This window comes from Streptomyces sp. NPDC058665 (assembly GCF_042714995.1).
GTDB lineage: Bacteria > Actinomycetota > Actinomycetes > Streptomycetales > Streptomycetaceae > Streptomyces.
Genome location: NZ_JBHXRX010000100.1, coordinates 1 through 19,682, shown reverse-complemented (window position 1 = coordinate 19,682; position 19,682 = coordinate 1). Strand labels below are relative to the sequence as shown.

The following is a 19,682-nucleotide window of genomic DNA, read 5'->3' as shown; positions in this document are numbered from 1 at the left end:
GGCCCTGCCTCCATGCGCGCACAACGAGAAGATCACCCCGACAGGAAACCTGTTCGACCCGCACGTTCCCTGACCGGTTGAGATACGGCTACTCATGCGCATGCCGAAGCAAATCGGCAGTCCGAGCTGCAGCGTGCTCAGGTCGCTCGTGTCGTGCAGGTGCGTAAGGCGATGGCCGCGTGGGACAACCTATTGGGGCGGACGTTTCGCCTGCTCGGAGAGGGTATTGCTGACCCCGGGGCGTTCCACCAAGCGACGGAGCGGGCGCGTGTCGACGCGAGTGAGGCCCTGTACGAGGCGCTGAACGATGGCTTGTACATCCCGGCAACGCAAGGTAGCGACGCTCGTGAGCGGCTGGAGTTCGGCGACTACCCGGGCCTGCGGGACGATCCCGCAGACTCGAAGTGGGTCCTGGACAAATTCGAGAAGGCGACAGAGGCCTTGAACGCCATGGCGGAGCGCGACATGGACCCTTCCAGCGACGCCTGGGTGGAACTTTGGGAAGATACGAGGCGTCACATTCTCGGCGCGCACAGGTGCCGAGCTGATCTTTCACACGCACTGATGCGACACGTCGAGACCATTGCAGATGTCACCACGATCGAGACCCGCAATGGTGACAGAACTGGGCTCGCATGACGTGTAGCCCTGCCTGGAACGGCACCGCCAGAGGTTCGGGGACACACCAAACCACTCTGAGACCGGGCCGAATTGATCACTTTTCGGTGACACGCGATCAAGATCCGATGGCACGGGACGCTTCGCCTCGAGCACGAGATACGGGGCGACGTGGGTCTCTCCCCGAAGGATCTGGTCTCCGTCCCAAGTGACCTGGTCTGATTCGTCGTTGGTCTCAGTTGATCTGGTTCGTCATTCTGATCACTTCACTACTCTGTCGAGCCGTGAACGCGGACCGCTGGCTGGCAGACACCCGGACCTCCTACGACACGGTCGCGGTCAGCTATGCCGACCAACTACGCGAGGCTCTGGCCGGGGCGCGGTATCTTCGGGCGGCTCTGGCGCTGTTCGCCGACTTGGTGCACGCCGCCGGCGGCGGGCCGCTGGCGGACGTGGGGTGCGGACCTGCTCCAGTGCGTGGCCGGGCCCGTCAGAAGGGGCCCGGACCGGCGAGCCGCACCGTCGGCCGGTGCCGAGGCCGGTCGGTCGCCCCCTCCGACGACACCCCCGGGCGTTCCTGGCCGGCTGGCGCCTCTCGTGGTGGGCGGGTTGCCGTTCAGGCCGGTTTGTAGGCGACGTACCCCCACTGCTGGGTGTCCGTACCGGGACCGGACTCGTCGGGATGCCAGCGGTTGATGGGGCCGAGTCCCGGGTCGGGGATGGTCAGGCCCTCGGCCATGGCAAGCATGGTCTCGGTGCTGCTGGCCACATAGGGCTGGGTGCCGGAGTCGGCGTAGGACCGGGTCATCGCGTCGACCTCGGGTGAGGAGAGCGTCGTGCACATCACCAGGGCGCTGCCCGGGGCGAGGCGGGACATGTAGTCCTGCACCAGGGCGACGGCTTCGGCGGGATCGGTGACGTGCCCGATCACCGACATCAGCATCAGCACGACGGGCTGGTCCAGATCCAGGGTGCGGGCGGCCTGGGTGATCACGGTGTCGGGGTTGTTGAGGTCGGAGTCGATGTAGTCGGTGTCGCCTTCGGGGGTGCTGGTGAGCAGGGCGCGGGCGTGGGCGAGGACGATGGGGTCGTTGTCGACGTAGACGATCCGGGCGTCCGGGGCGGCGCGCTGCGCTACTTGGTGGGTGTTGTCGGCGGTGGGCAGGCCGGTTCCGATGTCGAGGAATTGCCGGTAGCCCTCCTCGGCGGCGAGGTGCCGCACGGTGCGTCCGAGGAAGGCCCGGGTGGAGAGGGCGAGGTCGACCACCGCGGGGAACTCGCGTTTCATCTGCTCGGCGAGTTTCCGGTCGGCCGGGTAGTTGTCCTTGCCCCCGAGCAAAGCGTTCCAGAAGCGGGCGGAGTGCGCCTTCTCGGGCTGGAGGTCGATGTCCAGGTTTGCCGGGTTCAGTGGTCGGTCGGTCATCAGCGTGGAGCCTCTCTCAGAACGGTGTCGGCAGGGGGGTGGTCGGCGGTGGGGCGAGGGCTGCGGTTTCGTCCATCGCCACGAGGTAGGTGTGTACCGCGTCGGAGTCCTCGGTGTCGGGGGTCGTCTCTCGATGCAGGCCCCGGCCGATCAGCCGGTCCTCCAGCAGTGGATGGGTGTAGCGCAGGATTGATACGGGCCCGGACAGCAGCAGCGGGTGCGCCCCGACGGCCGTGGGGATCGCCTGGACGGTGATCCCGCTGCTGCGGTGGCGGGTGTAGTGGTTGAGGAAGTTCATCTGCTCGGTCATGGCCGAGGGCCCGCCGACGGGCCGCTGGAGGACTGCGTCCTCGATCAGCGCCCACAGCCGCACCGGACGGGCCGGACGCCGCAGGGTGTGTTCCTGGCGTTCGCGCAGGAGCTGTAGCCGCCGGTCGACCTCCTCACCGGTCGCCCGGGGGTGGTGCAGCTGTAGAAGGGCGCGGGCGTAGCCGGGGGTCTGGAGCAGCTCCGGGACGGCGCCGGGGGAGTAGACGCGGATCAGGTCGGCCGCGGACTCCAGGTCGATCATCCCGGCCAGGTGCTCGGGCAGGACATCACGCCACGGGTGCCACCATCCGGGCTTCTCCGCCTCCTCCAGCGCCCGGAGCACCACTCCGGCCTCCTCGTCGGGTGCGCCGTAGAGCTTCAGCAGGTGGCTGATCGTGGCCAGGCTTGGCACGGTGCGCGCCAGTTCCAGGCGGCTGAGCGTGACCGTGTGCACCCCGAGGGAGTCCGCGGCGGCCTTCAGGGTGACGCCGGCGGCTTCGCGGCGGGCTCGTAGGTCCGCCGCGAACAGTCGCAGGGCCACCGTGGGGCCGGATCGGGGCCGTGACACAGATTCTCGGACCTCGCCTTCGGTGTGGGGCTACCACCATGCCCTCTTTCACATGATGGTGCACTCTGTGGAATCGCACAGTGAGGGCGGCGCGTTGATGGTGGATGAGGCCGAAAACGTGTACTGGGGGCGGGCGCCTTGGCGGTGCTGGCCCGGGAGCGGCTGCGCTATGAGGCTGGCCGGTTCGCCTCATCAGCTGCGCCCGCCCGTCCCGCGCGGGCAAGATCGGCCGTATGGACAGCGAGTTGACGATCGCCTTGGTCGGTGCCGGGAGCGCCCTCCTCGGTGCACTGATCGGCGGCGGAGCCGCTGTGATTGGCGCGGGCAAAGCAGCCCGCAGCGCATACCTGGGACCGCTCCAGGTAGCACGACGGGTGGAGCAAGCGGCCGCGCATAATGCTCTGCTGACCGCTGCGAACGACTACGACATAGCAGTGAGTCAGATCCTCCGCATGGGGCTGGAGTTGAATCAGCACGCCATCGCGCAAGCCGAAGGACGGCAAGGCGTCCTGAGTGACCCTGACGTGACGGCGTACCGGGCAAAGATCGAGCAGGTGGGCACTGCTGACAGAGTGGTGGCCGCAGTTCGGCATGTTGCTCTCCAGGGGCCCAAGGAGGTCTACGAGGCGGCCGAGGGGGTTCGAAGGATGGCGCACATCCTCGAATACAGCCTCGCCCAGTTGGAGACGATCCATCATGCGGCGGCGCCCTCCGATTTCGAAACGGTCCCTGCCGTCACTCCGATCGTGCTGAGCGACGCAGCCGAGGGTCTGTCGCAAGCGATCCACGCGTTTGCCGAGGTGGCGAGCGAGCACCTCAACGGCATCGAATGAGTGGCCTGCCTACGAACCCCGGTGGCCGTATGGGCGTCGGGTGGGTGTTGTACGGTGCCGGAGCGAGCCCTGCACACCGTGATCAGTTCACGGAGCACGACCTCTCTTCCACGCCCCGGACTTTCAGCCCAACCGCCCAGACCATGGCTCCCTTTCGGGCGACTTCGGGAGCCGTCCCGGGCTGCTCAACCATCACTCAGAGTGGCCCCCGCGCGGAAGCTGTGTCAGAACCCCCAGACATCAACGAAGCCAGTCAGGTGAAGCCAGCTCCGTCCTGGGCAGCGGAGTTGGCGCCGGCTGCTGCCCGGGAGGCCGAAGCAGGCTCAGCGTTCGGTGGAGCGATGAGCGGAGGCGTCCTGGTCGAACCCCTCCTCGAACTCCTGCTGGTTGCCCGAGTCGGCGAACTGGGGCGGGAGGAAGATGTTCCTGACCGGCACGGAGAGGGCCGTGGGAGCGGCCCTGATCGAAGTATGTTGTCGCGGTGTGGGCACGGCGGCGAATCGCGAAGTCGCTGCCGCTGTGGGGGCGAGCGAGCGGACGGTGGTGTTGGCCTGGCGCGAGCGCGGCGAGGGCGGGGTCGTGTCGCAGGGCTCTACGGGGCGGGATTGGGGACCAGTTGGGGACCACACGGTGTGCCCGGTGGCGCACATCAGGCGCTTGCATGCACTCTATGTTCCTATCTTAAGCATGCTATGTCCGGAAAATAGACCCGACCCTCACTCCTGGGGGTCAAGGGGTCGCAGGTTCAAATCCTGTCGTCCCGACTCGTGAGAGTCGCAGGTCAGGGCCTGTTTCGGAGCGATCCGGAACGGGCCCTTGATCGTTGTTGGGGAGCAGTTGGGGACCAGGGTGCCTTGACCTAGTGTCAGCGGGTGTGGCGACGGGGCTTGGCAGGGAGCGTGGTGCGCGCTGAGGTGTGCGGTGAGTGCGGCGCCGGCGGCTGTGATCTTGTGGATGTCGGGGTGCAGGTGGCGCTGGGTGGTGGTGAGTGATCCGTGGCTGGCGATCCTGCGCAGGACGTGCACCTGGAGAACAGTGATCTGCGGGATCGCCGGTTGGGCCAACCGGCGATCCCATGCTATATTCCTCTGCTTGATTTTGAGGTGGCCGTTCCCGGGATCCTGGCAAAAGGTAGAGGATGGAAATTCTTTGCCAATTCGGACGGTAGGGGAATGGAGGGGTGACGAGGGGTCAGTCAACTCCCGAGCGGGAGGAGCCCTGTTGTACAGAGAGGCCGGACGCTACCAGGGAGCTGTGGTGGACTGGCGTGATCGACCGTCACGGACCGCTACTTCTACCCTGTTCCGCCCCGCACCACCAGCGTCGCCGGACTCCTCAACCGCACCGAAAGTCCCAGGCATCAACCGCCCGACGAGCCGCCGCCAGGACACCTCCTCGCGCGAGCCGAGCGCTACTACAGGAAGACCTTCCCCCCCAGCGTGGCAGGAACATCCCCGCGCGGGGAGCAGGGCTGGGCCTGGAGCCGGTGGGCGGCCCCGTAGGCCATCCCTGCGGTGCGGGAAGCGCATCGGAGGTCGCGGCGCTCGCGACAATGATGACGGTGCGGCGGAGTTGAGCGTCCCGGTTGGTCTCCGCCAGCCGCAGCCGCAGCCGCAGCCGCAGCCGGTCGCGGGCCTTGCCTCGGCAGTTGCTGCCGAGGGCCGGTGGCTTACTCGTGTTCGGTGCAGAGCTGGGCAATCAGGGCTGTGCAGGCCCACTTCTCCCAGGCGTCGGGGGACCAGCCCCGGTCGCGGACGAAGATCAGGTACAGCTCCGGGCTGAGAAGTCCGTAGAGCAGGTCGGCGGCGCGGGCGGTGTCGATGTCGGGGCGGGCGTCGGGCTTGGAGGTCAGCGCCTTCGCCGCGGCGTGCTGGACGGTGTAGCGCGGGTCGGGGCCGGCGGGCCACTGCGCGGCGATCTCCGGGTCCGTGGCTGCGGCAGCTGCGATCAACGGCATGATCGGGGCGACACGGCCGAGGATGTCGCGTACGCCCCGTACGTGGGCGCGCAGTTGCCCGGCCGCGGTGGGCTCGGCGCACGCGGCGCGGAACCAGTCGCGGTCCATCGTGGCGACCGGTTCGACGTCGCCCGCGATGGATGTGTCGACGACGTCCTTGAACAGCGCGCGCTTGTTGCGGAACACGAAGTACACGGTCTGGACGGCCACACCCGCCCGATCCGCGACCTCTTGAAGGCTTGTCGCACCGTACCCCTGCGCGACGAACAGCTCCCGCGCCGCCGCAACGATCTTCTCGCGGGTACGCCGCGAGCGCTCGGCCCGCTTGTCGGGGCGCTTGATGTTCTGCCCGTCGGATCCCTTGACCACATCCATGCCGGGAGTCTATCTCTAGAGTCAGACACTAGAGATAAACTCTAATTTCTTGAGGGGTAGCGATGAGTGAAACCCGGACGGCTGCGGAGCTCGACCAAGAGGCCGCTGTACGCCGCGTGTTGGAAGACTTCTACCGGGACGGCAAGCCACCGTGGGACAGCGGCATCACACCGCCCGAACTGGTGGTCCTGATAGAGGGGCCCGGTGCGCTAAGGCCGGGCCGGGTGCTCGAACTCGGCTGCGGCACCGGGACCAACGCCGTGTACCTGGCCCGGCACGGCTGGCAGGTGACGGCCGTCGACCTGGTCGACCGCGCGGTCCGGCAGGCGAGGGAGAAGGCCGACGCGGCCGAAGCGGATGTCACGGTGCTGTGCGGGGACGCCACCCGACTCGACGAAGTGGGCGTGCCCGGCCCGTACGACCTGTTCTTCGACCTGAGCTGCTACTGCGGGATCCCACCGCACCGCCGCGACGCCTACGCCGCCAACCTCACCAAGCGTGCCGCCCCCGATGCACGACTGCTGATGTTCGGGTACGGGCCCGGGGCATTTGACGACTTGTGGTCCGGCGTCACCGCGGACGAACTCAGCGCCAGGTTCGCTGGGTGGCACCTGGCAGAGGTGACGCCCGGCACGAACCTGGTCCCGACTTTCTGGTTCACACTGCGCCACACCGCCGCAGCATGACTCAGCCGCATCCGGCAATTTCACCCGAGCGGGCCACCAGGTCGAGCATGTCTGAGGCGGTAACCGGGGGGCCTTGCGCCGGTCGGCGCCGAGTCCGAGCGGGTTGTCAACCATCCCCGCAGGCGCGGGGAGCACGGAGACGCGGTCTGCGCCCCATCCCCGCGCGGGCGGTGATCGAGCTGCGTGCCAGGTGCTGGTGAGTCAGCGGGTGTGCCGCCCGTGCGGTGGTTGCGTCGGGCGGCACGTTATCCCCACTGGTGTGGGGCGTAAGGCCAGAATGCGTGAACTCTTGGCCTATTTCCCTGGTGTCGGGAGGTGAGCCACGATAGCGGCTGGGGTGTGGGGGTCTGGTGTGGTGTTCACCTGCTGAGTCCTGTGTCGGGGTGGTGGGTGAGGCCGGTCGGCCCGCCGATGCAGGTACCGGTGGTGGGGTCGAAGAGGGCGGTGTGGGTGTTTTTCCGCGACGCCCTGCTCGTACTGCCCCGCGAGGTGCTGATGCCCCAGGCATACGTACGGCGCGCACCCCGGGGCTGAGCGGAGAATTGGGCGCACTCGGTCGTTCCGGCAATGCGGCGAGGTGCCGTAGCTGTTGTCGTGCGCCCGCCAGGGACTACGGGACAGCCCTTGGAGCGTGCCTTGCGGCTCCAGGCCGTGTTTTCGAAGTCCCGTCTGGGTACGGCACCTCGCCGCGTTGTCGTCGGGCGGCCACGTACGGCCGGTCCGTCCACAACCCTGGTCCTCCGCCTTGCGACGCACCGCACCAACCGCCGCCGGCCCCGCCTTGCGGCGGACGACGCTATTGCGAAGACACGACCCAGGCCCTGTCCGGGCTCGCGGTCCCCGGTACGCACACTCAGCCGGGCGTACGTGACAGGCGGACCCGTTCAAGCCTTTCCGGGCGCAGGAGGACCGGTCCGAGCAGCCCCGATGCCCGTGCGTCTCCGTGCGCGTTGGCGCCGGTGTTGGTGACGCGTACGCGTATGACGTTCGTGCCCGTGCGTAGGGCGGAGGTGACGTCGGAGCGGTAGGGCGGCCACAGTCGGGCGGGCAGTTCCCTGCCGTTCACCGTGATCTCGGCGACGTCGCGCACGTCCCCGAGGTCGAGGCTCCACACTCGGCCGGACAGGGTCCGCGCGTCGAGCGTGAACTCGCGTTCGTAGACGGCGGATCCGGAGTGGGCGGGGTCCAGGTCCGTCCAACTACCCAGCGGGCGGCGGGTGTTCGGTGCGCCGTCGCGGTCGAGGTGGAAGCCCCAGTCGCCGTCCAGCGGTACGGGGGTCAGTGGGTCCTCGGCGGTGAGGGTGCCCTCGTACCGGCGGTCGCCGTGTCGTGCGACGACGCGGACGGTCGTCGGGGACGCCACGCGAACGGTGGCGGTGCCCGTGTGTCCTTCGATCGTCAGGCTCTCCACCGGTGCGTTCGACTCGACGGCGTGCGCGGGTTCGCCGTGGGACGGGGTGCGGAAGACGACCGCGATCGCGGCCTTCGCCTCCAGAACCAGCGGTACGGCAGTCCCCTTCCCGCCGGCCGGCCCACCGGGGAAGGGCGCCCGGCGCCAGACGCCGGCGGGCGCGGCGCGGCCCGTGTCCGGGTCCCACACCTCCGGGACGCCGAGCGCGGGGAACGTCGCGGTGAACTCCGCCCGTTCCGCACGCTCGTTGTGCAGGAGGAACGCCTGCTCACCGGCGCGTTCCAGGCGCAGTACGCGCACCTCGGCCATGGCGGGTGCGAGCGTCGCGGCGCCGCCGCCGACCGACGCGACCTTCGCGGCTGCCTCCGCCGGGTCCTTCGCCCGGTGGGCGCGGGACGGCCGCCCGCCGGAGAAGAGTCCGTCCAGGGCCCGCGCCAACTCCTCGTTCCGGCCCTCCGGTTCGCGTGTGGGCAGGTCGCCCACGCCGACGAGGACTCCGCCGGCGTCCACGAAGCGGGTGAGCGATTCCACGGCACCGACCGACAGCACGGGCGTCCGGGGCAGCACGACGATGCCGTACTCCTGGGGTCCGACGGCGAGTCGGGTCCCACGGACGCGCGCGTGCTCGATGAGCGCGGGGTCCTTGTCCAGCGCTCCCTCGTCCAGCAGGTCGAAGTCGATCTGGACGTCCTCCAGCGCGTGGACGGCGGCCACGAACGCCTCGTCGAGCGCGGACTGTTCGGGTCGGTCCTGAACGGATTCCGCGGCGCGCTGGGGCTGGACGAGCGCGGTACGAGCCTTGCCTGTCGCCCGCGCCGCCTCCACGAGCCGTCCGATCCACTCGTTGAGGGGCGTGGAGAGTGCCCACCACGGGCTGACCGGCTGGAAGGGCGGTGGGTAGACGATGCTGTCCGCGTCGGAGAAACGGGCATGCAGCAGCACCTTGTTGACGCCTCGGACGACGAACGAGCCGACTGCCTCGCGGGTCAGGGCGGGGGTGACTCCCCATCCGGTGCCGCCCATGGCCTCCAGATAGACGCGTTGCTGTCCTGTCTGATGGGCGGCGCTGGCCGGCCAGCGCGGCAGTATGCGGTGGTACTGGCGCTGGAGATGGTCGAAGATCAGGTCCGTGCCCGGTATCTGGGCCCACTGGTGCGCGGTGTTGAGGTTGCCGGTGCTCTTGATCTGCTCGGCGGGGCCGTACTCGTCCCACAGCGGGTTGGAGACGAGTTCGAGACCGTGCTTCTCCATCCAGGTCCCGACGCGCCGGTAGTACGCGGCGGCGAACCGGTTGGAGACGGCGCGCCAGAAGACCCCCCGCAGTCGGTCGCCCTCGTCGCCGAGGTCGTCATGGACCGCGGTGAGCACGATCCCGAGACCCGCCTCGCCACCCAGACGGCCGACTTCACCGGCGAGACCCGGGGACCAGGGCGGTCTGCCCCAACCGGCGTCGGCGGACGCGATGAACGGCTCGTCGTCGGCGAAGCCGCGAAGGACGCCGCCCACGGCCCACGGGAATCGGCGCAGGTACTCGCCGGGGACGGTGTCCATGAAGAGGTCGACCGCCTCGTCGTCCAGGAGGTCGAGGTAGTCGCGCCTGCTGCCCGTGGCGTCGGCGAGTGGCCGGGAGGTGTAGCTGTCCACCTGCCACCGGCCCGCGGGCGCCGTCCAGACCCCGTCACCGTGAACGGTCTCGGTGAGGTCGATCATCTTGGCGAGCGCGCCGGAACCGGTCACGCCGGCGGGCCGGGCCGCCGCGGCGACCACGTCCCCGAGGTCGGCGGGGGTCTCGAAGTCGTCCAGGGCGGAGGGGTCTTCGAACGTCTGCGAGTACAGCGTGGCGCCGGCCTCGTCCACGACGGTGAGGCTGTCCCAGGACGAGCGCTGCGTGGCGGTCGCCCGTACACCGACGGTCCCGGTGGCGAAAGCAGTGTCGCTCACCGGGGGAAGGGTGGCGCCGTCCAGGGCCGGTGTGATGTCCGATCCCCTTACGGTGACGGTCAGTTCGTGGTCGGCGTCGGCGTCGAATCCGTCGACGGCGCCGCCCTGGCGCAGCAGCGTGAAGCCGCCGTCCCTCTGGCGCCAGATGTCGATGCCGCCGTCGGAGCGCAGGTCGGCCAGATATCCGTTCCTCGCGTCGGAACAGCGCACCATCAGGCCCGCGTTGGCCCGCTCGACCCGGACCCTGGCGGTGACCGAGCAGTGGCCCCACCCGGTGCCCCTGGCGAGCACGCGGACACCGTCGTACGAGGCGGCGTCCACGCCCAGGCGTCCGCCGGCGACGGTCAGGGCGTGGGCGGACAGCGTGACCGAGGTGCCGCCCTCGACCTCGACGCTGCTCCTGCCGAGATTCTTCGCCCGCAGATCGGGCCGGGGCCGGTAGGTCCGGTCGCCGACCGTGCCGCCGTTCACCACGAATCCGCCCGCCCGGCCGCTGGGGAAGAAGTCGTCGTCGAACAGCCACAGCCGCATGTGGTGGCGGTCCGCCTCGCGGAGCGTGTGCTCGATGATGTCGAACCACGCCTCGGTGAAGAAGGCGGGGCGCAGCGCCGGAGTGTCGAAGGGGAAGACCAGTACCTCCGTCACGCCCTTGTCCCGCATGTCGGCAAGAGTCTCGTCCACCAGGGCGGGGGTCACCGTGCCGTTCCAGAACCACAGCACGAGGGGCATGCTGCCGGTGCCGGGCCGCGCGAAGCGGGCGGCGGAGAATCCGGTGGAACCGCCGGTCGTGGGACCGGGACCGGGACCGCCGGGTTCGGCCGCGTATGCGGGCTGCCAGGCGGTGACCGCTCCGCCGGCCGCCGCGGCCGCGGCGAGTTGAAGGACGCTCCTGCGGGTGTGCGTGCCGTCGGTCATCGAGTCTCCTCGGCGGGCTGATACGAGTCCACGTGGTCGGCGATGGAAATGAAAGGATTCATTTCCATCGACAGGGACGCTATGGCAGCCTTGAGTTGAGGGTCAATGGGCAGGGATAGAACGTTTCACATCGCTTCATCGCGTGAGCCGGACGCACGGACGGGCCCGGACCCAGGATCCTCCCCGGGTCCGGGCCCGCCATGCGACCTTGACGGACCGGAGTCGCACCTTGAGGTCAGCGCCCCGCCCGACCGTGCCGACGTCTGCTGTGGAACCGGGGAACTGACCGTCTTCCTGACCTCGCTCGGGTACCGCGTCGACGGCGCGGATTTCACCGAAGGCGTCCTGGAGCGCGCCCGTACGGAGCACGTCCAGGTAAAGGGGGTGCGCTGGTTGTGCCTGGACATCGAGAACGACGACCTGGCCACCCTCGCGGACGACGGCTACGACCTCATCACCCTCCGGCTCGGCATCGCCCATATCCAGAATCGAGCCGGCGTCCTGCGCCGTCTGGCCGCGCGGCTGAAGACGCGCATATAGTCACGATCCTTCACGACGACCGGTCGGACATGCGCCGTATCACCGCTGTCGTGCGCGTCACCGCCTGGAACGGCGCGCTTGGTCTGCCTGAGTCCTGCTGGGACGGTCGCGACGGCCGTACCGGTGACGGGCGGGTCCGTATCCTCGCCCTGCGTATCACCGATGCCCGCTGGGGAACGTCCCGGGGCTCGCCTGGAGGGCGGTCGTGAGGCGTACGCGCCGTACGGGCGCAGGCTGCCGGGGCAGGGTGAAACCGCTCTCTTTATTGGTCTGGACATGACTAAGCCGGGCGGTTAGCTTCGTAGTTGGTCTGGACCAGAGACCGTTTACATATGCGTACCCCCCGGACTGGAGCGAGCAGGATGCGTAAGAGACTCATCACGGTACTGGCCGCCACAGGTCTCGCGGGCGCGAGTGTCTTCGTCACCACCGGCCCCGCACAGGCCCACGGCTACGTCTCCGACCCCACCAGCCGCCAGGTGTACTGCGCCGACGGCACCGTGTCCGGTTGCGGTCCCATTCAGCACGAGCCGCAGAGTGTCGAGGGACCCATCGGATTCCCGGGAGCGGGTCCCGAGGACGGGCAGATCTGCGCGGGCGGCAACGAGGCGTTCGCGCCCCTCGACGACCCGCGGGGCGGCGCGTGGCCCACCACCAAGCTGACCGCGGGCGCCGAGCACACCTTCACCTGGACGCACACCGCGCGCCACGCGACCGTCGACTACCAGTACTTCGTCACCAAGGACGGCTGGGACCCCGGCTCCGAACTCACTCGCGCGGACCTGGAGCCGCAGCCGTTCCTGACGGTGCCGATGGGCGGGCAGCTCCCGGACATGAAGGAGAGCCATGCCGGGAAACTGCCGGACAAGTCCGGGAGCCACCTGATCCTGGCCGTCTGGAACAACGTGAACACTCCCACCGCCTGGTACGCCTGCTCCGATGTGGAGTTCCAGGGCGCGTGAGCACCGGGCGTCGCGTACTCGTCGACGGTGCGCTCGCGGCCCTTGCCCAGGACCAGCGTGCGCAGGTCCATCGAGGTGAGGTCGCCGGATTCGGCGCTGTGCTCGATGGTGACGACGTGGCTGCGGGGATCGGTACCTCGTACAGTTCCCCGGCCAGTACGTCACTCCGGCCGGTGAGCCCGAACTCGGCGAACACCGCCTCGGACCGGCCGGCGCGCGCGGCAACTCAGGAACGGCCGCGCAGCCGCGGATGCTCGTTCAGCGGGTGGACGAGGAGGTTGCCGGTGCCGCCGGTGCGGACGGCGGCCCTGGGCTGAGCGCTTCCATCCGGATCAGGCGCGCGAGCGGTAGAAGTCCAGGTGGCGTTGCGCGGCGGTGTCCCAGGTGTGGCAGGTGGCCAGTGCCCGGCCGGCGGTCTGTCGGGCCGGGTCGTGATGGGTGAGGGCCTGGCCGAGTTCGTTGGCCAGGTCTTCCGGGGTGGCGCCGAAACGGGCAGCGGGTCCGAAGACCTCGCGCAGGACAGGGAGGTCGCGAACGACCAGCGGGACCCCGGCAGCCAGTGCCTCCATCGCGGCGAGCCCGAAGCCCTCTTTGAGGGAAGGGAAGGCGAAGGCATCGGCGGCCGCGACGAGCGCGGGGAGTTCGTCGTCGGGGACAGGGCCGAGGGCGACGGGCTCGACGCCGAGTTCGCGGGCCCGGGTCTCCCAGCGGGCGCGGTAGTCGCGGTAGTCGAAGAGGGTTTCACCGCCCGCGATGACCAGCCGCACGTCGGGGTGTTCGGCACGCAGCAGCGCGTAGGTCTCCAGCAGGTCAAGTGATCCCTTGCGAGGCTCGATACCTCCGACGGTTAGCACATAGCTGCCCAGCCGGTCCTTCCAGCGGGCTCGGTCGGCCGGGACGGTGGTCGCGAAGCGCTCGTACGCCACCCCGTTGGGGATGACCTCGGTCTTCAGCCCCCAGCCCCGGGCGAGTTCGTCGGCGACCGACTGTGACACGCACACATGCGCGTACGGCTCCACGATGGCGCGTTCGTGGCACGCGGCCAGTTCGGGGGTGGTGAAGTGGTCGAGGTGGTGGACCGTGCGGATGCAGCGGCCCGCCGCGTTGGCGCTGATGCAGTCCTGGGCGTGGACGATGTCGTACGGTCCCGGATCGAAGGCCGCGCGCAGGGTCGCGATGGAGCGCAGAATGCGGGCGCCGACCGTCTCGTCCGGTGGCCCGTCCGGGAAGGGCACGATCCGTACGCGTACAGCCGGGTCCACGGGGCGGAAGAAGCCGCTGTCGCCGCCCCGGCCCAGCGACCAGACCGTGACGTCCTGCCCGGCGGTGGCGAGTGCCTCGGCGAGGGCAAGCGTGTGCACGACGCCGCCGCGCGGTTTGGTCGAGTAGCTCAGCAGGGCGATCTTCACGATGGAGTCTCCCGGTAGGCGGCGGGCCTGCGTTCGTCGAGGTGGCGCAGGATGCGGCGGGCGCGGTCGATCTCGGCGGTCACGTCGATCTCGGCGACGGCGAGGCCGGCTTTGGCCCAGGTGCGGGCGAGGATGTCGCCGCCGGGGCCGACGACCTTGGACTGGCCGAGGAAGCGCATGCCGCCCATGGCGCCGGTCTGGTTGGAGGAGGCGAGGACGACCTGGTTCTCGGCGGCGCGGGCCTGGTCGTAGAGGTCGAAGAGTTTGGCCTGGCGGTCCTGGGCCATGCGCGGGGCGCGGTTGGTGATGCTGGTGGGCCACGCGGACAGGCAGGCGAGGATGTCGGCGCCGTCCAGGGCCAGGGAGCGGGCGGACTCGGGGAAGGTCTTGTCGTAGTCGATGAGCATGCCGATGCGGCCGACGGGGGTGTCGAAGGCGTTGAAGCGGTCGCCGGGCGCATAGGCCGTGACCTCGCCGGCCGGGAGGTGGACCTTGCGGTGGCGGCCCAGGACGCCGTCACCGCTGACGCATACGGCGGCGTTGAAGCGCTCGGTGCCGCCGTCCTCGCAGTAGCCGACGCACACGACCATCTCGGCGGCCAGGCGCGCGACGTGGAGGATCAGCGGGTCGTCCGGCTTCAGGGCCGGGGGCAGGGCCTCCGGTTCCGGGTGGCGCAGGTCGGCGAGGTAACCGCCGAGCGCGGCGTCGGGCAGGACGAGCAGTCCGGCGCCGGACTTCCGTGCGTCGTCGATGAGTTTGGCGATACGCGCGAGGTCGAACTCCAGGTCGCGGCCGAAGTGGGCGGCGGCGGCCGCGATCCGGATCATGCTCATGTGCGGGACGCTCCTGCGTACGTGTAGGTTTCAGGGCGCCGGTCGCGCAGGTGCCCCATCGAGCGGCGGGCGGTCTCCAAGGCCTGGGCGACATCGAGTTCGGCGACCGCCAGGCCAGCTTCGACACCCGTGTCCGCGAGGATCTCACCGCCGGGGTCGACGACCTTGGCGCTGCCGACGAAGCGTAGCGACCCGAAGGCACCGGCCTGGTTGGAGGAGATCCACACGATCTGATTCTCCAGGGCGCGGGCCCGGTCGAACAGGTCGAAGCGGCGCTTCCAGCGGTCGTCCGCGAGGTCGGTGGCGGCGTTGGTCCGTGAGCCGGGCCAGGCCGAGACCACCACGCCGATCTCGGCGCCGTCGAGGGCCAGCGCGCGGGCCGACTCGGGGAACGCCTTGTCGTAGCAGATCATCATGCCGATCCGGCCGACCGGGGTGTCGAAGGCGTGGAAACGGTCGCCGGAAGCGTAGCTGGCGTCCTCGCTCAGCGGTTGGTGGACCTTGCGGTGGTTGCCGAGCACACCGTCGCCGTTGACGCAGACCACGCTGTTGTAGCGGGCGTCGCCGGCGGCCTCGCAGTAGCCCGCCACGACCGTCATGTCACCGGCCAGGCAGGCCAGTCGGCGGATCTCCGGCCCGTCGAGGGCGAGCGCGGGCGGGCCCTCGTCCACCTCGCCGTCGTCGTCAAGACTCAGCAGATAGCCGCCGAGGCAGGCCTCCGGCAGGGCGAGGAGCCGGACGCCCTCGGCCCGAGCCTCTTTGATCAACCGCTCGGCCGTCGCGAAGTCCTCTTCGAGATCGCGGCCGAACTCGGCGGCGACGGCCGCCATTCGCAGGGTGGTCATGCGCTCCCCATCCCGGTTACCGATGAGGTGACCGCTTCGGTGATCTCTCCGTCGGGCCAGCGCAGCCCGACGCCTTGTCCTTCTGTCAGCTCGCCGCACACCGCGCCCGTCGCGGGCCCGGCGGGCAGCGGCGGGGCACCCGGCGCGTCGGTGGTGAGCATGGCGAAGCCGGGGAAGCAGGTGAACCAGTCGCCCGTCGTCGCGGCCGGCGGCCGGGGCACGGCGGCCACGTCGAGGACGGCCCCGCAGCCGCTCGCCTCGGCGAGCATGCCGAGGGTGCCGGCGATCCCCGCCATCGAGACGTCCTTGGCGGCGGCAGGCCGGGCGGCGGCCACCGCGCCGGTCATGGCGCGCAGTTCGTCCGTACGACGACGGGTGGACGAATCCCACTGCCGGCCCCGGTAGCCGGGGCGCCAGTTCCCGCCGAGGTCGGCTGTCAGGCGTACGGCGTGTCCGGGACGCCCGCCGCCGCCCGGGACGGGACGGCCGGTGCGGCCGAGGGCTGTCACCGACAGGGCGGCGGGGACGCCCAGTTGGGTGTGCCCGCCGAGGACCGGTACGCCGTATGCCTGCCCCGCCCGGCCCAGTCCTGCGAGGATCCGCGCGGCGTGTGCGGCGTTCTTCGCGGCCACCGAGTCGAGCAGCCCGAGCGGTGAAGCACCCATCGCCGCGAGGTCGTTGACGTTCACGAGGACGGAACACCAGCCCGCCCACCCGGGATCCCGCTCGACCATGGACGGCACGATCGCGTCGCAGGCGGCGATCACGTCGGTGCCGGGGATCGGGGCGCCGTCGTCCCCGATGAAACCCGCGCCGCCCAGGGCGGCCTGGTCACTCGTTGTTCGCCGCAGTTCCGTGAGCAGTGGTCCGAGCGCGGCTTTGGCGGATGTCGCCTGGGCCGCTGTCCGCCCGATCGGCCACCGCATCAGCACATGTGGCGCGTTTGCGACCGTCGCCTCGCGCACCGAGCGCCAGCCGAGCCGCTTGAAGAGGACTTCGTTGCGGGCCTGGACGGTCGCGTCGAAGCGCAGCGCACCCTCGGCCTCCGCCCTCGCGCAGGCCGCCCGGACGAGTGCGGCGCCGATGCCCTGTGGGCCGCGGGTTCCGGGGGCGACGACGAGTCGGCCGCCGGCCCACCAGCCGATGTCGGGGCCGTCGGCGACCGGACCGAGCCGTACTCCGCCGACGATGGTGCCCGCGTGGTCCCTGGCGACCAGCACGAGCGTACGGGCGTCGCCGTCCCGGTCGTCGAGATCGTGGCCGGTGAAGAGGCCCTGCTCGTGGACGAAGGCGTCCTGCCGCAGGCGGTGGTAGGCGGCCAACTCCGCTTTGTCAGCCGCCTGTTCGATGTGGAACCCGGGTCTGCGGGCGAGTGTGCTGCGGTCGCCGAGCAGCGCCAGGATGTCGACCGGCCGGTCCGCCGTGGGCGGTGCCGTGGATCCGTCGAGGTACACGGGCATCAGCCGCCCGCCGTCCTCAGTACGCTGCACGCGCCGCAGGCCGCGCATCCGGCCTGCTGGTCGGCACCGTTCATCCCCGTCGCGCGCAGCTTCACGGCGACGCCCTCGGTGACGTATCGCAGCAATTCCGCACTCGGGGCGGCGATCCCGTCGCGGGCGGCGAGCGTGCCGCCCATCGGCCGGAAGGGCACGACGAAGGGGTACACCCCGCGGTCGATCAACTCCGCGGCTCCCGCGATGAGTTCGTCGGGGTTCTCGCCGAGGCCGACGAGCAGGTAGGTGGAGACCCGGTTGGGTCCGAAGACCCGTACCGCCTCGTCCCACGCGGCCTCGTACTCGGCCATCGGGACGGTGGACTTGCCGGGCATCCACCGCCGGCGCACCTCGTCGTCGAGGGATTCGACATGAATGCCGATGGCGGTGGCTCCGGCTTCGTGCAGTTCGCGGATCCAGGCCAGGTCGCCGGGCGGTTCGCACTGCACCTGGATGGGCAGGCCGGGCACGGTGTCGAGGACGGCGCGCACGGAGCGTACGAGATTGCGGGCGCCCCGGTCCGGGCCGGTCGTCGTGCCGGTGGTCATGACCATCTGCCGGACGCCGTCCAACCGCACGGCCGCCTCCGCGACTTCGGCAAGCTGCGCCGGGGTCTTGGCCGCGACCGTGGCGCCGGAGCGCAGGGACTCCTCGATTGTGCAGAAGCGGCAGCGGTCGGACTCGGCGTAGCGGATGCACGTCTGTACGACGGTGGTGGCGACGACGTCGGCGCCGTGCAGGCGGGCGATGTGCTCGTAGGGGATGCCGTCGGCGGTGGTCAGGTCGTAGAACTTCGGGCGGCGTACGGTGGTCAGGGTCAGGCCGGTGTCCTGGGGTGTCCCGGTGTCCTCGCCGAGCCAGACCTTTCCGTCGCGCACGGAGTAGGGACTGTCGGGGTTGGTGGGCAGCGCGGCGTTGGCACCGTCGACGAGGACGTGCCCGTCGTCGCTGGGTCCCGCGCCGTCCGGCCGCCGCACAGGAGCCGCCGACCGGACTCCGTGGAGGGCGAGTTCGGCCCGGGTCATGATCCGCACGTCCACCGCTGTGTTGGTGCCAACGCTCACGGCATGCCCCTCAGAGCTGGTAGGTGGAGTTGATGATGGCGCCCTTGCGCGCGTAGTGGATCAGCGCGTCCTGGACGTCCAGGGGATGGGTCGGGATGACGCCCTCGATGAGGTCCTCCTCGCGGGCGCCGTGCAGGGACAGGCCGAAGCGGCAGCAGAAGGCTTTGCCGCCCTCGGCGATGAACGTCTTGAGCTGGTTGTTGATGTTGTGCTCGCCGGGGAAGGCGGAGTTGCCGACGGTCGGGAACCCGCGCGTGGCAAGGCAGTTCAGCGAACCCGGGCCGTAGAAGTAGATGGCGGTCTCGAAGCCTTTGCGCAGGGCACGGGTGGCCTGGAGCACGGCGACGAAGGAGACCGACGACTCGTGGGCGATGCCGTGCACGAGAGTGAAGTAGGTCTCTCCGTCCTCGGCCTTGTAGTCGGGGAAGACCTTGGTGTCGCCGTAGATGCTCGTGCCCTCGGGGAGGGAGGGGTGGGCGATCTCGTTGAGGGACTTCCGCTCGATCTCGGTGAGTTCGACGATTTCTGACATGGCTGTCTCCTTGTACGAGTGGACGGGGAGGTGGGTGGAGGTGGTCAGTCGTAGAGCGCGGCGAAGGTGTCCTTGAAGACCCGTTCGCCGAGTTCGCCGCCGCCGGTCGCTTCGGCGAGCCGGGCGTACTCGCCCGTGAAGTCGCCCCACGGCTGGTCGCTGGCGAAGAGCACCCGGTCGTGGCCGATGCCCCGGCGCTCGATCTCCTGGGCCAGCCAGCGGGGAGTGAAGCCGATGGCCCAGGAGAGATCGGTGTAGACGCGCTTGCCGGCGCTGATCCAGTCGAAGAACCGCGAGCCGGCAAGCTTGATGTGGCCGCTCATCCCGCCGCCGAAGTGCACGAGATGGACGGGGACTTGGCCGGCGTACCAGTCCACCAGGTGGCCGACCTCGTCGATGTCGGAAGCGGCGCCGGGCGAGGTGTGGACGTGGACGACGAGGTTGCCGCGCTCGGCCTCCTGGAAGATGCGGTCCAGCATCGGGCGGCAGGCCGGGTCGGTGGGGCGCCCGCCGAGCAGGAAGCTGAGTTTCAGCGCTTTCACGCCCCGTTCGCCGGCCAGAGCCAGCGCCTGTGCGGTGAGGTGTTCGTCCTCGGGGCGCGGGGAGACCCACAGTCCTGCCCGGATCCGGTCGTCGCTCTGGGCGGCCTCGACCGCCAACTCGTTGAAGGAGAAGGCGATGCCGGGGTCGGGTACGCCGTAGTTGGGGATGACCAGAGCGCGTTCGGTGCCCTCCGCGTCCAGGTCGGCGATCAGTTGCCTGACGGTGGCGCGGGCGGTGGTGTCGGGGTTCACGGGCGGACCGCCGTAGAAGGAATGGGCGGGCAGGACGCCGATGTGGCGGTGTGCGTCGTAGACCATGGTGATGGGTCCTTAGGGCGTGTCCGGCGGATCTTCGCGGATAGCCTGGGGCGTCTGGTGCGGTGCATCGCAAGGCGGAGGATCGTCCTCGTACTGGGCGTACGTGGA

The 19,682-nt window shown here is 69.9% G+C and carries 16 protein-coding genes; 5 read left to right on the top strand and 11 right to left on the bottom strand.

Annotated elements, in window-relative coordinates:
• The first annotated feature begins 153 nt into the window (after positions 1-153).
• Complete coding sequence (locus ACFWV8_RS36275) at positions 154-639, top strand: hypothetical protein (protein ID WP_384214412.1); 486 nt, start codon at positions 154-156, stop codon at positions 637-639.
• Between the two features lie 595 nt (positions 640-1,234).
• On the opposite strand, the gene ACFWV8_RS36270 is transcribed toward ACFWV8_RS36275, so the two are convergent.
• Both ACFWV8_RS36270 and ACFWV8_RS36265 read right to left on the bottom strand, forming a co-directional pair.
• A complete protein-coding gene (locus ACFWV8_RS36270) occupies positions 1,235-2,041 on the bottom strand; it encodes an SAM-dependent methyltransferase (RefSeq protein ID WP_384214410.1) in 807 nt (268 codons plus the stop codon).
• A gap of 16 nt (positions 2,042-2,057) precedes the next feature.
• Entirely contained in the window at positions 2,058-2,918 is an 861-nt protein-coding gene (locus ACFWV8_RS36265; RefSeq protein ID WP_384214407.1) for a helix-turn-helix transcriptional regulator, read from the bottom strand.
• 233 nt (positions 2,919-3,151) lie between these two features.
• On the opposite strand from ACFWV8_RS36265, the gene ACFWV8_RS36260 reads away from it, so the two are divergent.
• Entirely contained in the window at positions 3,152-3,751 is a 600-nt protein-coding gene (locus ACFWV8_RS36260; protein ID WP_384214405.1) for a hypothetical protein, read from the top strand.
• A gap of 1,669 nt (positions 3,752-5,420) precedes the next feature.
• Here the strand turns inward: ACFWV8_RS36260 and ACFWV8_RS36255 are convergent.
• Positions 5,421-6,083, bottom strand: a complete 663-nt coding sequence (locus ACFWV8_RS36255; RefSeq protein ID WP_384214403.1) for a TetR/AcrR family transcriptional regulator — start codon at positions 6,081-6,083, stop codon at positions 5,421-5,423.
• 62 nt (positions 6,084-6,145) lie between these two features.
• On the opposite strand from ACFWV8_RS36255, the gene ACFWV8_RS36250 reads away from it, so the two are divergent.
• Positions 6,146-6,769: a class I SAM-dependent methyltransferase gene (locus ACFWV8_RS36250; RefSeq protein WP_384214401.1), complete on the top strand. Its 624-nt coding sequence runs from the start codon at positions 6,146-6,148 to the stop codon at positions 6,767-6,769.
• Between the two features lie 853 nt (positions 6,770-7,622).
• Here ACFWV8_RS36250 and ACFWV8_RS36245 read toward each other — a convergent pair.
• The gene (locus ACFWV8_RS36245) at positions 7,623-11,036 is read right to left on the bottom strand and encodes a glycosyl hydrolase (RefSeq protein ID WP_384214399.1); all 3,414 of its coding nucleotides are present in this window, start codon (positions 11,034-11,036) and stop codon (positions 7,623-7,625) included.
• Between the two features lie 105 nt (positions 11,037-11,141).
• On the opposite strand from ACFWV8_RS36245, the gene ACFWV8_RS36240 reads away from it, so the two are divergent.
• Both ACFWV8_RS36240 and ACFWV8_RS36235 read left to right on the top strand, forming a co-directional pair.
• Complete coding sequence (locus ACFWV8_RS36240; RefSeq protein ID WP_384214397.1) at positions 11,142-11,576, top strand: class I SAM-dependent methyltransferase; 435 nt, start codon at positions 11,142-11,144, stop codon at positions 11,574-11,576.
• A 362-nt stretch (positions 11,577-11,938) separates the two neighbouring features.
• Positions 11,939-12,538, top strand: coding sequence for a lytic polysaccharide monooxygenase (locus ACFWV8_RS36235; RefSeq protein WP_384214395.1), 600 nt, complete (start codon positions 11,939-11,941; stop codon positions 12,536-12,538).
• Positions 12,539-12,870: 332 nt separating this feature from the next.
• Here the strand turns inward: ACFWV8_RS36235 and ACFWV8_RS36230 are convergent, their stop codons facing one another.
• Genes ACFWV8_RS36230 through ACFWV8_RS36200 form a run of 7 tightly spaced genes read right to left on the bottom strand, consistent with a single transcriptional unit; the run spans position 12,871 to position 19,574 of the window.
• Positions 12,871-13,947 (bottom strand): MSMEG_0565 family glycosyltransferase, encoded by a 1,077-nt coding sequence (locus ACFWV8_RS36230; protein ID WP_384214393.1) that lies wholly within the window; start codon positions 13,945-13,947, stop codon positions 12,871-12,873.
• Positions 13,944-14,780, bottom strand: coding sequence for a carbon-nitrogen hydrolase family protein (locus ACFWV8_RS36225; RefSeq protein WP_384214391.1), 837 nt, complete (start codon positions 14,778-14,780; stop codon positions 13,944-13,946). Before ACFWV8_RS36225 ends, ACFWV8_RS36230 begins: the two co-directional genes overlap by 4 nt.
• Positions 14,777-15,625, bottom strand: coding sequence for a carbon-nitrogen hydrolase family protein (locus ACFWV8_RS36220; RefSeq protein ID WP_384214389.1), 849 nt, complete (start codon positions 15,623-15,625; stop codon positions 14,777-14,779). Before ACFWV8_RS36220 ends, ACFWV8_RS36225 begins: the two co-directional genes overlap by 4 nt.
• Positions 15,622-17,115, bottom strand: coding sequence for an MSMEG_0567/sll0787 family protein (locus ACFWV8_RS36215; RefSeq protein WP_384214387.1), 1,494 nt, complete (start codon positions 17,113-17,115; stop codon positions 15,622-15,624). The genes ACFWV8_RS36220 and ACFWV8_RS36215 overlap by 4 nt, the downstream gene beginning before the upstream one ends.
• Positions 17,085-18,182: an MSMEG_0568 family radical SAM protein gene (locus ACFWV8_RS36210; RefSeq protein ID WP_384214385.1), complete on the bottom strand. Its 1,098-nt coding sequence runs from the start codon at positions 18,180-18,182 to the stop codon at positions 17,085-17,087. Before ACFWV8_RS36210 ends, ACFWV8_RS36215 begins: the two co-directional genes overlap by 31 nt.
• 10 nt (positions 18,183-18,192) lie before the next feature.
• Complete coding sequence (locus tag ACFWV8_RS36205) at positions 18,193-18,714, bottom strand: MSMEG_0572/Sll0783 family nitrogen starvation response protein (protein ID WP_329392028.1); 522 nt, start codon at positions 18,712-18,714, stop codon at positions 18,193-18,195.
• Positions 18,715-18,758: 44 nt separating this feature from the next.
• Positions 18,759-19,574 carry an amidohydrolase family protein gene (locus ACFWV8_RS36200; RefSeq protein ID WP_384214382.1) on the bottom strand — a complete coding sequence of 272 codons (816 nt, stop codon included), beginning with the start codon at positions 19,572-19,574 and terminating at the stop codon, positions 18,759-18,761.
• Between the last annotated feature and the right edge of the window lie 108 nt (positions 19,575-19,682).